The organism is Streptomyces sp. MMG1121 (assembly GCF_001280015.1).
GTDB lineage: Bacteria > Actinomycetota > Actinomycetes > Streptomycetales > Streptomycetaceae > Streptomyces.
On sequence record NZ_LGDV01000175.1, the window covers coordinates 43,781 to 60,759 of the forward strand.

Here is a 16,979-nt window from a genome sequence, read left to right on the forward strand (position 1 = left end):
TGTTACTGAACTTCGGGTCAGCGGCAGGCTCAGCGCGCGGCAAGGCTGGAGCGGCGCACCACCAGCTCCGGCTGGAGCACCACCCGGCGGTGCTCGTGCGGCCGCCGTCCCTCGCCCTGCTCGGTCTCCTCGAGGAGCAGCTCGGCGGCGAGCGCGCCCATGGTGACGGCCGGCTGGCGTACGGAGGTCAGCGGTACGGCGGCCGCCGCCGCGAACTCGATGTCGTCGTAGCCGACGATCGCCAGGTCCTCCGGGACCCTCACGCCCGCCGCGTACATGGCCTGGAGCACCCCGAGGGCGAGGAGGTCGTTGGCGCAGAACACGGCGGTGGGGCGGTCGGCGAGGCCGAGCAGCCGGGCGCCCGCGTCCCGGCCGGCGGCCACGTCGAGGCGCTCGGTGGGCAGTTCGCGCAGCGCGTCGGGGCCGAGTCCGGCCTCGGCGAGCGCGCTCAGCGCGCCGGTGCGGCGGTCGCGGACCTGGTTGAGTGCGGGCGGCCCGCTGACGTAGGCGAGCAAACGATGCCCGGCGTCGACCAGATGGCGTACGGCGAGGGCTCCGCCGGCGACGTCGTCCACGGAGACGGAGCACTCGGTGGTGCCCTCGGCGACCCGGTCGACCAGCACGAACGGGATGCCGTGCCGGCGGAAGGTCTCGATGTTGCGGCCGGTGGCGTCGGCCGGGGTCAGCAGCACGCCCCGGACCCGCTGCTCGGCGAACAGGGCCAGGTAATCGGCCTCCTCGGCGGCGTTCTGCGCGCTGTTGCAGACCATCACGCCGAGCCCCGCCTCCCGGGCCGCCCGCTCGGCACCGCGCGCCACGTCCACGAAGAACGGGTTGCCCATGTCGAGCACGAGCAGGCCCATGATCCGGCTGCGGCCCGCCCGCAGCTGACGCGCCGACTCGCTGCGGACGTAGCCGAGCCGGTCGATCGCGGACAGCACCCGGGCCCGGGTCTCACTGGCGACCGTGTCCGGGCGGTTGATGACGTTCGACACCGTGCCCACCGACACTCCGGCGGCGCGGGCGACATCCTTGATACCCACCGACTGGGTCATCGGGCGAAGACCTCCAGGAGACGAGAACGGGACGGCAGGCGGTCCTTCACATTACCGTCAGGCCGGCAGGGCGAAGTCGGCCACGAACAGGGGTGAGGGCGTCGTACCGGTCGACTTCTCCTGGTACAGGAACGACAGGACGGCGTCCGCCCCGGCCCGCGTCTCGTCGATCACCACCTCACCGAAGGCGTTCAGGTCGCCGCCGTCGTACAGCAGCGTCCAGTCGGTGTACCCGGAGGCCTTCGAGGCTCCGGCGATACGGCCGTACGGGAAGACCGCGTAGGCGTTGTCGTACCGGTCGAGGACGAGCCTGGTGCGCTGGCTGGAGTTCGGCGCCACGGGTATCTCGGTCTTCCGCCACGTCCCGGACGGGCTCTTGCGGAGGTGGAAGGCGCGTCCGTGGGCGATGCGGTCGGCGACGTAGTCCGTCGTGCACGGCCCGAAGCGGCCCGGTACGTAGCTGATGATCGCGTGCGGCAGCCCGGCGGAGTCGGTGGTCTGGCTCTCCTGGTTCATCAGGCACTGGTCGGGCCCGAGCGGGTCCACGACCAGACCGGGCGTGGTGACGGCGACCGGGTTTGGGCCGCCGGTGGTCCCCACGACCGCACCGGCGTCGTTGCGCCAGGTCCGGCCGCGATCGGTGGAGTGGACGTAACCGGTGTCGTGATTGGTCAGTCCGCCTTCGTCGCACAGCACGGACGCGTTCTGCTCGCGCCAGGTGAACAGGGCGTGCAGCCGGCCGTGCACGTCGTAGTCGATGCCGTGCAGATACATGTTCCGGGCGGTGCTGGAGCCGTGCGCGCTCGTGTAGGTGCCCGCCGAACCGCTCCACTCCCCCAGCGCCGTCCACCTCGAACCGTCGTATTCGGCAAGGGCGTTGCGGCCGTCGCCGGAGATGCCGACGCGGTAGCTGAGCTGGAGCCCGCCCTCGGGTGTCGCGACGAACTGCGGATAGGTGAACCGCGAGGTGAGGGCGAGCCCGTCGAGGGTGGTCCGTACGGCGCCGAGGACGGACGGGGTCCAGGGCATGGACTCGGGACGGTCGAGCAGCCCGGCGACGGACTTCACGTAGCAGAAGCCGTCGCTGTGCGCGTCCATGACCAGGTGCAGCCGGCCGTCGGCCCGCGACACGCCCATCGAGATCACGTTGTGGGAGTCGTCGCTCTTGAGCCGGTGGTCGAGGGCCAGCGTCGACCAGTGGTCCGCACCCGGTGCACGGCGGGCGACGGTCGCGCTGCGGTCGGCGGAGTACCAGGCCGTGTACTGTCGGCCCCGGTAGGTGAACAGGCCGTTCTTCTGGAACGCGTTGGTGTTGACGAGGCCGTCGTACGACACGAAGTACAGGGCCCGGGGGTCGAGGAGGGTGCGGCCGAGAGGGGTGAGCCGGGGGGCCGCGAGCCCGCTTCCGGAGGCGGTCATGACAGGTGGAACACCTCCGTCAGCGGCTTCATGGCCTCGTCCGGCCGGGCGCCGCCCGGTGACTCGAAGAACGGCGCCATCTGCGCCTGCCAGCGGGCGTTGACGCCGGTGGCCGCCATGCCGGCCCGGGCGGCGGCGAAGTCCTCGGTCTCCAGGTAGCCGACGAGCAGGCCGTCCTCGCGCAGGAAGAGCGAGTAGTTGTGCCAGCCGGTCGCCTTCAGGGCGTCGAGCATCTCCGGCCACACGGCGGCGTGCCGCTCCCGGTACTCGTCGAGCCGTTCCGCCCGGACCTTCAGCAGGAAACAGACGCGCTGCACCAACATCCCCCTCGTTTCTAGAAGTTGAACCGATCGATGTTCCTGGCGTCGAACACGGTCGGCTTGCCCAGGTCGATCACGCCGTCCTTGCCGAGGGTGTACGTCGTCCCGCCGGCCCGGAAGGTCTCGCCCTCCGTGCCGGTGATCTGCCCCGAGGCCAGCGCGACCGTGGTCCGTGCGGTCAGGTCGCCGAGCTTGGCCGGGTCCCACAGCTCGAAGGCGTCGACGGTGCCGTTCTTGACGTACTTGCGCATGTCGTTCGGCGTGCCGAGCCCGGTCAGCTTCACCTTGCCCTTGTACTTGGAGCCCGACAGATACTGGGCGGCCGCCTTGATGCCGACGGTGGTCGGGGAGACGATCCCCTTCAGGTCCGGGTGCTCCTGGAGCAGGCCCTGGGTCTGCTGGAAGGACTGCTGGGCGTCGTCGTTGCCGTAGGCGATCTTGACGAGCTTGACGTTCTTGTACTCGGGGTCCTTCAGCTCGTCCTTCATGTAGCCGATCCAGGTGTTCTGGTTCGTCGCGGTCTGCGCGGCCGACAGGATCGCGATCTCGCCCTTGTACCCGATCTGCCGCGCGATCAACTGCACCTCGGTACGGCCCAGGTCCTCGGCGGACGCCTGCGAGACGAAGGCGTTGCGGCAGCCGGGGTTGGTGTCGGAGTCGTAGGTGACGACCTTGACGCCGTTCTTCATGGCCTGCTTCAGCGCGGTGCACAGCGCCCCCGGATCCTGCGCGGACACGGCGATGCCGTTCACCTGCTGCTGGGTGAGCGTATTGACGTAACTCACCTGCCCGGCGGTGTCGGTGGCGCTGGACGGACCGACTTCCTTGTACGTCGAGCCCAGTTCGGCGAGGGCCTTCTCGCCGCCCTTGTCGGCGGTGGTGAAGTACGGGTTGTTCACCTGCTTGGGGAGAAAGCCGACGGTGAGTCCCTTCTTGGTGGCGGCATTCGGATCGGCCTTGCCGGCGGAGGCGGCGGCGGTGTTGTCGTCCTTGACGTCGTTCTTGGTGGTGCCGCTGCAGGCGGTGAGGGCGAGGGCGAGCGAGGTACCGGCGGCGAGGGCGGCGCAGGTGCGGCGGAGGGACTGCTCGGGCATGGCGGAGGGTCCTTTGCGGGGGTTGAGGGGGTGACGGAGAAGGGGACGGGCTACGCGGTCGGGACCGAGGCGGCTCTGCGGCCGGCCCTCGCGACGGAGATCTGACGCGCGACCCGGGGGCCGAGCACGGAGACGACCAGCAGCACACCGGTGACGACGATCTGCGACTGCGCGGACACGTTCAGCAGACTCATCACGTTCTGTGCCGCGCCCAGCAGGAACACACCGGCGATCGCACCGCCCAACGTCCCCTTGCCGCCGTCGAAATCGATCCCGCCGAGCAACACGGCGGCGACGACGGACAGTTCGAGCCCGGTGGCGTTGTCATAGCGGGCGCTGGCGTAGTGCAGCGCCCAGAACACCCCGGTCAGCGCCGACATGAACCCGGTGGCCACGAAGAGCAGGAGCCTAGTCCGCTTCACCCGGATTCCCGCGAACCGCGCCGCCTCCTCGTTCGCGCCGACCGCGAACAGCGAGCGGCCGAACGCGGTGGCGTGCAGGACGACCACGGCGATGGCGAGCAGCACCAGGAAGGGCACGAAGGCCTGCGGCAGGAAGGTGTTCCCGAGCCGGCCGGCCGCGAAGTCCAGGTACTGGGAGGGGAAGTCGGTGACCGCGTCGGAGCCCAGCACGATCTGGGCGAGTCCCCGGTAGGCGGCGAGCGTGCCGATGGTGACGGCCAGCGACGGCAGTCCGAGCCGGGTGACGAGCAGACCGTTGACCAGCCCGCACACCACGCCCAGCAGCAGACACAACGGGATGATCGTCTCGATGGCCATGCCGACGTTCCAGAGCCTGCCCATCACCGCCCCGGACAGCCCGGCCGTGGAGGCCACCGACAGGTCGATCTCGCCGGAGACCACCAGCAGGGTCATCGGCAGGGCGATCAGCGCGATCGGGAGGGTGTTGCCGATGAGGAACGACACGTTGAGCGCGTTGCCGAAGCCGTCCACGCATCCGAACGACAGCAGCAACAGGACGACGAGGAGGGCGCCGACGACCGTGTCCCAGCGGACGGCGCGGGTCAGTGACTCAGGCACCGGCGTGCTCCTTCGGCATGGCGGTCTTCCTCCGGTCCGGCCTCTTCTTCAGGGCGGCGGCCACCCGCAGCGCGACGACGCGGTCGACGGCGATCGCGAGGAGCAGCAGGACGCCGTTGATGGCGAGCACCCACACGGAGCTGACGCCGAGCGCGGGCAGCACACTGTTGACCGAGGTGAGCAGCAGGGCGCCGAGCGCCGCTCCGTAGACGCTGCCCGAGCCGCCGGTGAAGACGACACCGCCGACCACGACCGCGCTGACGACGGTGAGTTCGTAGCCGTTCCCGGTACCGGAGTCGACGTTGCCGAACCGGGCCAGGTACATCGCGCCCGCGAGTCCGGCCAGAGCGCCGCAGAAGGTGTAGGCGGCCAGGATCCGCCGGCGCACGGGGATGCCGGCCAGCCGGGCTGCCTCGGGGTTGGATCCGAGGGCGTACAACTCCCGTCCGCTGCCGAAGTGTTTGAGGTAGTAGGCGGTCGCGACGAGCACGGCGAGGGCGATGGCGGCGAGCCAGGGGATCGCGGAGACGCCGCCGGAGCCGAAGTCGACGAAGCCGCCCGGCAGGTCGGCCGCCGTGATCTGCCGGGAGCCGACCCAGATGGAGTCGACGCCCCGGATGATGTACAGGGTGCCGAGCGTGACGACCAGCGCGGGCACCTGGCCGAGGCTGACCAGCAGTCCGTTGAGCAGCCCGAGGCCGATGCCCACGGCCACGGCGAGCAGGATCGCGACGACGGCGTTTCCGCCGCCCTGCAGACAGGTACCGGTGGCGAAGGCGCTGATGCCGAGGGTGGAACCGACGGACAGGTCGACGTTGCGGGTGATGACGACGAGGGACTGGCCGGTGGCGACCAGCACCAGGATCGTGGCGTTGAGCAGCAGGTCCTTGATGCCCTGCGCGGACAGGAACTGGCTGTTGCCGGCCTGGGTGACCGCGATCATCACCAGGAAGACGACGAGGATGGCGAGTTCACGCATCTTGAAGACGCGGTCGACCAGCCGGGTACCCCTCGACGGGGGCACGTCGACGGCGGGGGACTGCTTCGGGGTGGTCACCGTCATGCGGCGGCCCTCCCGGTGGCTGCGGCCATCACGGTCTCCTCGGTGGCGTCGGAGCGGGGGATCTCGGCGGTGATCCGGCCCTCGTGCATCACCAGCACCCGGTCGGCCATACCGAGGATCTCGGGCAGGTCGGAGGAGATCATCAGCACCGCCACGCCGTCGGCGGCGAGCTGGGACAGCAGCCGGTGCACCTCCGCCTTGGTGCCGACGTCGATGCCCCGGGTCGGCTCGTCGACGATGAGCACCTTCGGGCGGGTGGCGAGCCACTTGGCGAGGACGACCTTCTGCTGGTTGCCGCCGGAGAGCGTGGAGACGGCGTCCGCGATCCGGGCGTACTTCACCTGGAGCCGCACCGCCCAGTCCAGGGCGCGGCTGCGTTCGCCGCCCCGGTCGACCAGTCCGGCCCGCGCGGTCGTACGCAGCCCGGTCAGGCCGATGTTCCGCTCGATGGACATGTCCATCACCAGGCCCTGCGCACGCCGGTCCTCGGGGACGAGCGCGAGCCCTGCCGCCATCGCCGTGGAGGGCGCGCCGTTGGTGAGTCTGCGGCCGTCGACCTCGACCTCGCCCGCGTCCCACCGGTCGACGCCGAACACGGCGCGGGCCACCTCGGTACGGCCGGCACCCACCAGCCCCGCGAGACCGACGATCTCACCGCGCCGCACCTCGAAGGAGACGTCGATGAAGACGCCCTCGCGGGTCAGCCGGCGCACGCTGAGCGCGGGCTCGCCCGGGGTGACGTCCTGCTTCGGGTACAGCTCGGCCAGATCGCGGCCGACCATCCGGCGGACCAGGTCGTCCTCGGTCAGGCCGGCCAGCGGCTCGCTGGCGATCCGGGCGCCGTCCCGCAGGGTGGTGACCTGCCGGCAGATCCGGAAGATCTCCTCCAGCCGGTGGGAGACGAACAGGACGGCGGCGCCCTGCTCGCTCAGGGTGCGTACGACGCCGAAGAGCCGGGCGACCTCGCTGCCGGTCAGAGCGGCCGTCGGCTCGTCCATGATCAGGACCCGGGCGTCGAAGGAGAGCGCCTTGGCGATCTCCACGAGCTGCTGGTCGGCGATGGACAGTCCCCGGGCGGGCCGGTCGGGATCGAGGGCGACACCGAGCCGCTTCATCAGGGCGGCCGTGGCCGCGCGGGTGGCCCTGTGGTCGATCCGGCCGAGGGCCCGCTCGGGCTGACGGCCCATGAAGATGTTCTCGGCGATCGACAGATCGGGAAAGAGCGTGGGTTCCTGGTAGATGACGGCGATCCCGGCGTCGCGGGCGTCGCCCGGGCCGTGGAAGACGACCGGCTCGCCGTCCAGCAGCAGCTGGCCGGCATCCGGCCGGTGCACCCCGGCGAGGGTCTTGATCAGCGTCGACTTGCCCGCGCCGTTCTCGCCGGCAAGCGCGTGCACCTCGCCGGGCAGCAGCTCCAGGGAGACGTCCCTGAGGGCACGTACGGCGCCGAAGGACTTGGAGACGCCCTTCAGTGCCAGCACCGGCGCCGGTCCCGGGTCAGGCGGGAGGGTCATGTCAGGCTCCTCGACGACACCGGCGGGATGGCCGCGAGGCCGCCACAGGGGCCGTGAAAGGTTTCAACTGGATTGCCGGGACCGTAGGCACCGCAGCCATGTCACGTCAATGGGTCCGTATCGAAAAAATTTCGATAGCCCAAGGCCACGTCAGAGTCACGGAAAACAGGCTCGGTCGGAGTGCTTGACAGCCCTTCGAGGGGCCCCTAGCTTGCGCTTCTGAATCGTTTCACACGCATCGCCGTTCCGACCGACACCACCAGGAGCCCTGCAGTGACCGACCTCGCCGCGGTGAAGGCCGCGCTCAAGACCCAGGCCGTCGAGACGCCGTCGTGGGCGTACGGGAACTCGGGGACCCGTTTCAAGGTGTTCGCCCAGTCCGGCGTACCCCGCGACCCCTGGGAGAAGCTCCAGGACGCGGCCAAGGTGCATGAGTTCACCGGCGTGGCCCCGACCGTCGCACTGCACATCCCCTGGGACACGGTCGAGGACTACGCGACCCTGGCGAAGTACGCCGAGGAGCGCGGACTGAGGCTGGGCGCGATCAACTCCAACACCTTCCAGGACGACGACTACAGGCTCGGCAGCATCTGTCATCCGGATCCGGCGGTGCGACGCAAGGCGGTCGGTCATCTGCTCCGGTGCGTCGACATCATGGACGCGACGGGCTCCGCCGATCTGAAGCTGTGGTTCGCGGACGGCACGAACTATCCCGGGCAGGACGACGTCCGCGCCCGGCAGGACCGGCTGGCCGAGGGGCTGGCCGAGGTGTACGAGCGGCTCGGCGAGGGGCAGCGGATGCTGCTGGAGTACAAGCTGTTCGAGCCCGCGTTCTACACGACCGACGTGCCGGACTGGGGCACCGCCTACGCCCACTGCCTCAAGCTCGGCGACAAGGCCCAGGTGGTCGTCGACACCGGGCACCATGCGCCGGGGACCAACATCGAGTTCATCGTGGCAACGCTGTTGCGGGAGGGCAGGCTCGGGGGGTTCGACTTCAACTCCCGGTTCTACGCCGACGACGACCTGATGGTGGGGGCGGCCGATCCGTTCCAGCTGTTCCGGATCATGCACGAGGTGGTGGGCGGGGGCGGCTTCTCGGCCGAGGTCGCGTTCATGCTCGATCAGTGTCACAACATCGAGGCGAAGATTCCGGCGATCATCCGGTCGGTGATGAACGTCCAGGAGGCCACGGCGAAGGCTCTGCTGGTGGACCGGGGGGCGTTGGCCGGCGCCCAGGCCTCCGGGGATGTGCTGGGGGCGAACGGCGTGTTGATGGATGCGTACAACACGGATGTGCGGCCCCTGCTTCGGGAGGTGCGGGAGGACATGGGGTTGGACGCGGATCCGCTTGCCGCGTACGCCCGGTGCGGGTGGGCTCAGAGGATCGTCGCCGAGCGGGTCGGTGGCCGGCAGGCCGGTTGGGGCGCGTGAGCGTCTGCCGGGATCCGTTGTCCGCGGGGCGCGGGGCCGTTGCGGCCGGCCGCGCCCACGCGACGCGGCCGCATATCGACACAGCCCCGCGCCCCTTGCTCACGCATCCCTTGCCTGGAAAGGAACCGTTCTCATGTCCGCCCATCCCGAAGCCTCCGCCCTCCTCGCCCGATCGCACCGACTCGGCGCCGATCCCCGCAACACCAACTACGCCGGTGGGAACGCCTCCGCGAAAGGCACTGCCACCGATCCCGTGACCGGTGGTGACGTCGACCTGATGTGGGTCAAGGGCTCCGGCGGCGACCTCGGCACCCTCACCGGATCCGGGCTCGCGGTGTTGCGGCTCGACCGGCTGCGGGCGCTCGTGGACGTGTACCCCGGGGTCGAGCGGGAGGACGAGATGGTCGCCGCGTTCGACTACTGTCTGCACGGCAAGGGCGGGGCGGCGCCGTCCATCGACACCGCGATGCACGGGCTGGTGGACGCCCCGCACGTCGATCATCTGCATCCGGACTCCGGTATCGCGCTCGCCTGTGCGGCCGACGGGGAGAAGCTGACCGCCGAGTGTTTCGGGGACCGTGTGGTGTGGGTGCCGTGGCGGCGGCCCGGGTTCCAGCTGGGGCTCGACATCGCCGCGATCAAGGCCGCCCGTCCGCGGGCCGTCGGATGCGTGCTCGGCGGTCATGGCATCACCGCCTGGGGCGCCACCTCCGAGGAGTGCGAACGCAACTCGCTGCACATCATCCGGACCGCCGAGGCGTTCCTTGCCGAGCGCGGGAAGGCGGAGCCCTTCGGGCCGGTGATCGAGGGGTACGAGGCGCTCCCCGAGCCCGAGCGGCGCGAGCGGGCCGCAGCCCTCGCCCCGTACGTGCGGGCCCTCGCCTCCCAGGACCGGCCGCAGATCGGTCACTTCGAGGACGCCGAGGTGGTGCTGGACTTCGTCTCCAGGGCCGAGCATCCCCGGCTCGCCGCCCTCGGCACCTCCTGCCCCGATCACTTCCTGCGGACGAAGGTACGGCCCCTGGTGCTGGACCTGCCGCCGTCCGCACCGCTGGAGGAGGTCGCCGGCAGGCTCCGGGAGCTGCACGCCGCCTACCGGGAGGAGTACGCCGCCTACTACCGGCGGCACGCTCTGCCCGACTCCCCCGCCATGCGCGGGGCCGATCCGGCGATCGTGCTGATCCCGGGCGTGGGCATGTTCTCCTTCGGCAAGGACAAGCAGACCGCCCGCGTCGCAGGCGAGTTCTACGTCAACGCCATCCAGGTGATGCGGGGTGCGGAGGCGGTGTCGGCCTATGCGCCGATCGAGGAGGCCGAGAAGTTCCGCATCGAGTACTGGGCGCTGGAGGAGGCCAAGCTCCGGCGGATGCCCCGGCCCAGGCCACTGGCCGCGCGCGTCGCGCTCGTCACCGGCGCCGGCAGCGGGATCGGGAAGGCGATCGCACACCGGCTCGTCGCCGAGGGGGCCTGTGTCGTGGTCGCCGATCTCGACGGTGAGAGCGCCGCCGCCGTGGCCGAGGAGCTGGGCGGGCCGGACAAGGCCGTCGCCGTCACCGTCGACGTGACCCGCGAGGAGGAGATCGCCGAAGCCTTCAAGGCCGGCGTGCTCGCCTTCGGCGGGGTCGACCTCGTCGTCAACAACGCCGGTATCTCCATCTCCAAGCCGCTGCTGGAGACGTCGGCGCGGGACTGGGATCTTCAGCACGCCGTCATGGCGCGCGGTTCGTTCCTGGTCTCGCGGGAGGCTGCACGGGTGATGATCGCGCAGGGGCTGGGCGGTGACATAGTCTACATCGCCTCCAAGAACGCCGTTCTCGCCGGACCCGACAACATCGCCTACTCCGCCACCAAGGCCGACCAGGCCCATCAAGTACGGCTGCTGGCCGCCGAGTTGGGCGCGCACGGCATCCGGGTCAACGGGGTCAACCCGGACGGGGTGGTGCGCGGCTCGGGCATCTTCGCGGGCGGCTGGGGCGCGCAGCGGGCGGCGGTGTACGGGGTGCCCGAGGAGAAGCTGGGCGAGTTCTACGCACAGCGGACCCTTCTCAAGCGGGAGGTGCTGCCCGAGCACGTCGCCAGTGCCGTCTTCGCGCTCACCGGCGGCGAGCTGACCCACACCACCGGGCTGCACATCCCGGTCGACGCGGGTGTGGCGGCCGCGTTCCTGCGATGAGCGCGGGGGTGAAGTCGTACGCCGCGGTCGATCTGGGCGCGTCCAGCGGGCGGGTGATGGCCGGCCGGGTGGGGCCGGACTCGCTGGAGCTGAGCGAGGCGCACCGGTTCCCGAACCGGCCGGTACGCGTCCCGGAGGGGCTGCGCTGGGACGTGCTCGCGCTGTACGGCGGTGTCCTGGACGGGCTGCGCGCGGCCGGCCAGGTGGATTCCGTGGGCATCGACAGCTGGGCCGTCGACCACGGTCTGCTGGACGCCGACGGGGCCCTGCTGGGCAACCCGGTGCATTACCGCGACGCCCGCACGGAGGGCGCCGCCGAGAAGGTGTGGGCGAGGGTGCCGGCCGAGGAGCTGTACGCGGCGACCGGGTTGCAGTACGCGCCGTTCAACACCCTGTACCAGCTCACCGCCGCCCGGGCGTCGGCGCAGTTCGCCCGCGCCGAGCGGCTGTTGCTCATTCCGGACCTGCTGACGTACTGGCTGACCGGCGAGCAGGGCACCGAGCTGACCAACGCCTCCACCACCCAGCTGATCGATCCGCGGACCCGGGACTGGGCCCGCGAGGTCGCCGAGCGGCTGGGCATCGACCTCGGGCTGTTCGCGCCACTGCGGCAACCGGGGGATCCGGCCGGGGTGTTGCGGCCCGAGGTGCTGGCGGAGACGGGGCTGGCCGGGCCCGTCCCGGTGACGGCCGTCGCCTCGCACGACACGGCCTCGGCCGTGGCCGCCGTCCCGGCGACCGGTGACCACTTCGCCTACATCTGCACCGGCACCTGGTCCCTGGCGGGACTGGAGCTGACCGCCCCGGTGCTCACCGAGGAGAGCCGGGCCGCGAACTTCACCAATGAGCTGGGGCTGGACGGCACCGTCCGGTATCTGCGCAACATCATGGGGCTGTGGCTGCTCCAGGAGTGCCAACGCGCCTGGGGCGGACCGGACCTGGGGCTGCTGCTGCGCGAGGCCGGCGCCGTTGCGGCGCTGCGCTCGGTGGTGGACGCCGGGGACGAGGCGTTCCTCGCGCCGGGCCGGATGCCGGAGCGGATCGCCGCGGCGTGCCGGGCGTCGGGACAGCCGGTCCCGGGCACACGGGCGGAGATCACCCGGTGCATCCTCGACTCGCTGGCCCTCGCCCACCGGCGGGCCGTCGCGGACGCGCGGCGGCTCGCCGACCATCCGGTGGACGTGGTGTACGTCGTCGGCGGCGGCACCCGCAACGCGCTGCTGTGCCAGCTGACGGCCGACGCCTGTGGGCTGCCCGTGGTGGCGGGCGCGACGGAGGCGGCGGCCCTCGGCAACCTCCTCGTGCAGGCCCGCGCCCACGGGCTGGTCGGCGACCTCGCGGCGATGCGCCAGCTGCTCACCCGGACCCAGCCGCTGACCCGTTACACGCCGCGGGGCGACGGCGCCCGCTGGCGCGCGGCCGAGGCGCGGCTCGCCGTGCGGTGAGCCGCCCCCTCCCCTCGGCGGTACACGCCGACTACCCTGCACTCGTCCGATGACCGACTTCGAGGAGCCGCGATGCGTGTCGCCCTGTTCCTGACCTGTGTCAACGACACGCTCTATCCGGACACCGGCCGTGCCGTGGTGAAACTGCTGACCAGGCTGGGCGTCGACGTCGACTTCCCGACGGGCCAGACGTGTTGCGGGCAGGCGCACTACAACACCGGTTACCGGCACGAGACGGAGCCGCTGGCCCGGCACTTCTCCGATGTCTTCGGCGGGTACGAGGCGATCGTGACCCCGTCCGGATCGTGCGCGGCGATGGTGCGGGAGCTGTATCCCCGGATGGGCGAGCGGGCGCGTGCCGAGGGGCGCGGGGACACCCTGGCACGGACGCTGGCACCGGTGGTGCCGAAGACGTACGAGCTGACCGAGTTCCTGGTGGACGTGCTCGGGGTGACGGACGTGGGCGCGTGGTACCCGCACAGGGTCACCTACCATCCGACCTGCCACGGCCTGCGGAGTCTGGGCCTGGTTGACCGGCCGCGCAGACTCCTGCAGGCGGTCAAGGGCCTTGAGCTGGTGGAGCTGCCGGGTGCGGAGGAGTGCTGCGGGTTCGGTGGCACCTTCTCCGTGAAGAACGCCGACGTCTCGGCGGCGATGGGCACGGACAAGGTGCGTGCCGCCGAGTCGACGGGCGCGGAGGTGCTGTGCGCGGCCGACAACTCGTGTCTGATGCACCTCGGCGGCACGATGAGCCGGCTGCGCACGGACCTGCGGCCGGTGCACATCGCGGAGATCCTGGCGAGCACGGAGGAGGAACCGGCCCTGTGAGCGGAACGTTCGTCGGCATGCCGGCGTTTCCGGAGGCAGCCCGGGAGGCCGTCGGGAACGCGACGCTGCGCGGCAATCTCCGGCACGCCACGCACACCATCCGTGCCAAGCGGGCGCGGGCGGTGGCGGAGGTGTCCGACTGGGCCGGGCTGCGCGAGGCGGGCCGGCGCATCAAGGACCACACGCTGCACCATCTCGACCGGTATCTGAAGCAGTTGGAGGAGTCGGTCACCGCGGCGGGCGGTACGGTCCACTGGGCGGCCGACGCCGCGGAGGCCAACCGGATCGTGGCCGGGCTCGTCAAGGCGACCGGCGAGACGGAGGTCGTCAAGGTCAAGTCGATGGCGACGCAGGAGATCGGGCTCAACGAAGCCCTCGAAGCGGAGGGCATCCGCGCCTACGAGACCGATCTCGCCGAGCTGATCGTGCAGTTGGGCAAGGACCGGCCCTCGCACATCCTGGTCCCCGCCATCCACCGCAACCGGGGTGAGATCCGGGACATCTTCGTGAACGAGATGGGCGAGTGGGGCCGGCCGGCTCCCGAGGGGCTGAGCGACACACCGGCCGAACTCGCCGAGGCCGCACGGCTGCATCTGCGGGAGAAGTTCCTGCGGGCCGAGGTCGGCATCTCCGGCGCCAACTTCATGGTGGCCGAGACCGGCACGCTGGTCGTGGTGGAGTCCGAGGGGAACGGCCGGATGTGCCTGACCCTGCCCAAGACGCTGATCTCGGTCGTGGGCATCGAGAAGGTCGTGCCGACCTGGCGGGACCTGGAGGTCTTCCTCCAGACGCTGCCACGCTCCTCCACCGCCGAGCGCATGAACCCGTACACGTCGACCTGGACCGGCACCACCGACGGCGACGGCCCGAGCACCTTCCATCTGGTCCTGCTCGACAACGGCCGCACCGACACCCTCGCCGACGAGGTCGGCCGCCAGGCCCTGCGCTGCATCCGCTGCTCGGCCTGCCTCAACGTCTGCCCCGTCTACGAGCGCGCCGGCGGGCACGCGTACGGGTCGGTCTACCCGGGCCCGATCGGCGCCATCCTGAGCCCCCAACTGCGGGGCACGGCAAGCGAGATCGACGCCTCGCTGCCGTACGCGTCGAGTCTGTGCGGGGCCTGTTACGAGGTCTGCCCGGTCGCCATCGACATCCCGGAGGTCCTGGTGCATCTGCGGGAGCGGGTGGCCGAGGGCGGCCCGGCGGTCCGGCAGGGCAACCGGGTGCTGCTGAAACCGGCCAAGGGGCACGCGGCGGAGCGGGCGGCGATGCGCGCGGCACGCTGGGCGCTGACCCGCCCCGGCGTGCTGCGCACCGGGGAGCGGCTCGCCTCCCGCACCCGCCGGCTGCACCCCCGTACCCTGCCGGGCCCGGGCCGCGCCTGGACCGGCACCCGGGATCTGCCGCCCGTGCCGGCGGAGCCGTTCCGGGACTGGTGGCGGCGCACGCGCGGGGAGAACGGCGACAAGGGGGCTGCCAAGTGAGCAGCAGGGACAGGATCCTGGGCCGGGTGCGGCGGGCGCTCGCCGATGTGAGACCGGACGGGCGGCCGTACGAGGAGGTCGTGGGCCGGGACTATCTGCGCGAGCACGGGCGACGCACGGCCGGGGAGACGGTCGAGCTGCTGGCGGAGAACCTGGCGGACTACCGGGCGATCGTGCACCGCAGCGACGCCGAGGAGATGCCGTATCTGGTCATGCGGCTGCTGGCCGAACGCGGCTCGCAGGAGGTGCTGGTGCCGCCCGGGCTGCCGCCGGAGTGGCTGTCCGCCGCGGATCCGGTGCGGATCCACGACCGGGCGGCGAGCACCCCGCAGCGGCTGGACCAGGTGGGCAGCGTGGTGACGGGCTGCGCGGTGGCGATCGCCGAGACCGGCACGATCGTCCTGGACGGCTCCCCCGACCAGGGCCGGCGCCGTATCTCGCTCATCCCGGACCATCACATCTGTGTCGTCCGGGTCCCGGACCAGGTCGTCTCCTCCGTCCCGCAGGCCCTCGAACGCCTCGACCCGGCCCGCCCGTTGACCTGGATCTCCGGCCCGTCGGCCACCAGCGACATCGAGCTGGACCGGGTGGAGGGCGTGCACGGCCCGCGCACGCTGGAGGTGATCCTGCTCGGCTGACACCCCCGCATGTCGACTGTCGTCGACGATTGACGCCGGTCGAGGTTCTCCGCCCGGTGATCGGTGAACGGTGATCGGTGATCGCCCAGCGGACAGGGGAGGCGCTGCGGCGGATCCAGGCGATCGGCGGCAACCGGGCGGAGGCCCTGCTGCGCCGGGACGCCTCCATCGAGCCGGTCAGGCAACCGCCCGGCCGCGGACCGGCGCTTCCCGCTGGAGGAGACCGTGGTGACCGTCAGCCGGTGGTCCCGGCACCGCCCGGAGGGAGGTCGTCGCTGAGCGGCGCCCGGACGGGCCCGCTAGCGTGAGGGAATGATCCGGTTCGAGCAGGTCACCAAGCGGTATCCGGACGGTACGACGGCCGTGGACGACCTCTCCCTGGAAGTCGCCGAGGGAGAGCTGGTCACGCTCGTCGGGCCCTCCGGCTGCGGCAAGACGACGACCATGATGATGGTGAACCGGCTCATCGAGCCGACCTCGGGCCGGATCCTCGTCGACGGCGAGGACATCGCCGCCGTCGACCCCGTGCGGCTGCGCCGCCGGATCGGGTACGTCATCCAGCAGGTGGGACTCTTCCCGCACCGCACCGTCCTGGACAACACCGCGACCGTGCCGGCGCTGCTCGGCTGGAAGCGGGCGAAGGCGCGGGCGCGGGCCGCCGAGCTGCTCGAACTGGTCGGGCTCGACCCGAAGACGTACGGCCCGCGCTACCCGGAACAGCTGTCCGGCGGGCAGCGGCAGCGGGTCGGGGTGGCACGGGCGCTCGCCGCGGACCCGCCGGTGCTGCTGATGGACGAGCCGTTCGGCGCGGTCGACCCGGTGGTGCGCGAGCAGTTGCAGGACGAGTTCCTGCGGATGCAGGCCGCGGTGCGCAAGACGGTGCTGCTGGTCACGCACGACATCGAGGAGGCCGTCCGGCTCGGCGACCGGATCGCCGTGTACGGGCAGGGCCGGATCGAGCAGTTCGACACGCCGGGGGCCGTCCTGGGGGCGCCCGCGACCCCGTACGTCGCCTCCTTCGTGGGGGCCGACCGTGGCCTGAAGCGGCTGTCGGTGACGACGATCGAGCCGGACGACCTGGAGCAGCCGCCGGTGGCCCGGCTCGACGAGCCCGCCGAACGGGCCCGGCAGCGGCTGCGGGCCGAGGGAGCCCGCTGGGCGGTCGTCCTCGACACGCACGGCGATCTGCACGGCTGGGTCGGCATCGACGCCCTCGCGGCGGACGGCATGGTCGGGGACCTCACCCACCGGATGACCGCGTGGGTGCCGGTCGGCGCGCCGCTCAAGCAGGCGTTCGGGGTGATGCTCCAGTACGACGCCGGGTGGGTCGCGGTGCTGGACGGCGCGCGTTTCCTCGGGGTGCTCACCCCGGCGAAGCTGCACGAGGCGCTGCGCCGCTCGGTGGACGCGGACGCGCGGGGCGTGGCACGGGGGCAGGTGCCGTTCGACTCGGTGTCGGACGCCTGAGTCCC

Annotated in this window: 14 protein-coding genes; 7 read left to right on the forward strand and 7 right to left on the reverse strand. The window is 71.5% G+C overall.

Annotated features, from left to right (window positions below):
* Positions 1–29: 29 nt before the first annotated feature.
* Genes ADK64_RS16055 through ADK64_RS16085 form a run of 7 tightly spaced genes read right to left on the reverse strand, consistent with a single transcriptional unit; the run spans position 30 to position 7,505 of the window.
* Positions 30–1,055 (reverse strand): LacI family DNA-binding transcriptional regulator, encoded by a 1,026-nt coding sequence (locus ADK64_RS16055; RefSeq protein WP_053659424.1) that lies wholly within the window; start codon positions 1,053–1,055, stop codon positions 30–32.
* A 57-nt stretch (positions 1,056–1,112) separates the two neighbouring features.
* Positions 1,113–2,474, reverse strand: coding sequence for a BNR repeat-containing protein (locus tag ADK64_RS16060; RefSeq protein WP_053659426.1), 1,362 nt, complete (start codon positions 2,472–2,474; stop codon positions 1,113–1,115).
* Positions 2,471–2,791, reverse strand: a complete 321-nt coding sequence (locus ADK64_RS16065; RefSeq protein ID WP_053659496.1) for an L-rhamnose mutarotase — start codon at positions 2,789–2,791, stop codon at positions 2,471–2,473. The genes ADK64_RS16060 and ADK64_RS16065 overlap by 4 nt, the downstream gene beginning before the upstream one ends.
* Before the next feature lie 17 nt (positions 2,792–2,808).
* Entirely contained in the window at positions 2,809–3,888 is a 1,080-nt protein-coding gene (rhaS, locus tag ADK64_RS16070; protein ID WP_053659428.1) for a rhamnose ABC transporter substrate-binding protein, read from the reverse strand.
* A 50-nt stretch (positions 3,889–3,938) separates the two neighbouring features.
* Positions 3,939–4,928, reverse strand: a complete 990-nt coding sequence (locus ADK64_RS16075) for an ABC transporter permease (protein WP_053659430.1) — start codon at positions 4,926–4,928, stop codon at positions 3,939–3,941.
* Entirely contained in the window at positions 4,921–5,991 is a 1,071-nt protein-coding gene (locus ADK64_RS16080; protein WP_053659433.1) for an ABC transporter permease, read from the reverse strand. Before ADK64_RS16080 ends, ADK64_RS16075 begins: the two co-directional genes overlap by 8 nt.
* Positions 5,988–7,505, reverse strand: coding sequence for a sugar ABC transporter ATP-binding protein (locus ADK64_RS16085; protein ID WP_053659434.1), 1,518 nt, complete (start codon positions 7,503–7,505; stop codon positions 5,988–5,990). Before ADK64_RS16085 ends, ADK64_RS16080 begins: the two co-directional genes overlap by 4 nt.
* A 273-nt stretch (positions 7,506–7,778) precedes the next feature.
* Here ADK64_RS16085 and rhaI point away from each other — a divergent pair, with 273 nt between their 5' ends.
* The 7 genes from rhaI to ADK64_RS16120 all read left to right on the forward strand — a co-directional run bounded on the left by rhaI (position 7,779) and on the right by ADK64_RS16120 (position 16,974).
* Entirely contained in the window at positions 7,779–8,939 is a 1,161-nt protein-coding gene (gene rhaI / locus ADK64_RS16090) for an L-rhamnose isomerase (protein WP_053659436.1), read from the forward strand.
* A 133-nt stretch (positions 8,940–9,072) separates the two neighbouring features.
* Positions 9,073–11,112 (forward strand): bifunctional rhamnulose-1-phosphate aldolase/short-chain dehydrogenase, encoded by a 2,040-nt coding sequence (locus tag ADK64_RS16095; protein WP_053659438.1) that lies wholly within the window; start codon positions 9,073–9,075, stop codon positions 11,110–11,112.
* Positions 11,109–12,557, forward strand: coding sequence for a rhamnulokinase (locus ADK64_RS16100; protein WP_053659440.1), 1,449 nt, complete (start codon positions 11,109–11,111; stop codon positions 12,555–12,557). Before ADK64_RS16095 ends, ADK64_RS16100 begins: the two co-directional genes overlap by 4 nt.
* Positions 12,558–12,629: 72 nt before the next feature.
* Complete coding sequence (locus tag ADK64_RS16105) at positions 12,630–13,385, forward strand: (Fe-S)-binding protein (RefSeq protein WP_053659442.1); 756 nt, start codon at positions 12,630–12,632, stop codon at positions 13,383–13,385.
* Positions 13,382–14,869, forward strand: coding sequence for a lactate utilization protein B (locus ADK64_RS16110; RefSeq protein WP_053659444.1), 1,488 nt, complete (start codon positions 13,382–13,384; stop codon positions 14,867–14,869). The genes ADK64_RS16105 and ADK64_RS16110 overlap by 4 nt, the downstream gene beginning before the upstream one ends.
* A complete protein-coding gene (locus ADK64_RS16115; RefSeq protein WP_053659446.1) occupies positions 14,866–15,507 on the forward strand; it encodes a LutC/YkgG family protein in 642 nt (213 codons plus the stop codon). The genes ADK64_RS16110 and ADK64_RS16115 overlap by 4 nt, the downstream gene beginning before the upstream one ends.
* A 312-nt stretch (positions 15,508–15,819) precedes the next feature.
* Complete coding sequence (locus ADK64_RS16120) at positions 15,820–16,974, forward strand: ABC transporter ATP-binding protein (RefSeq protein WP_053659448.1); 1,155 nt, start codon at positions 15,820–15,822, stop codon at positions 16,972–16,974.
* Positions 16,975–16,979: the final 5 nt, after the last annotated feature.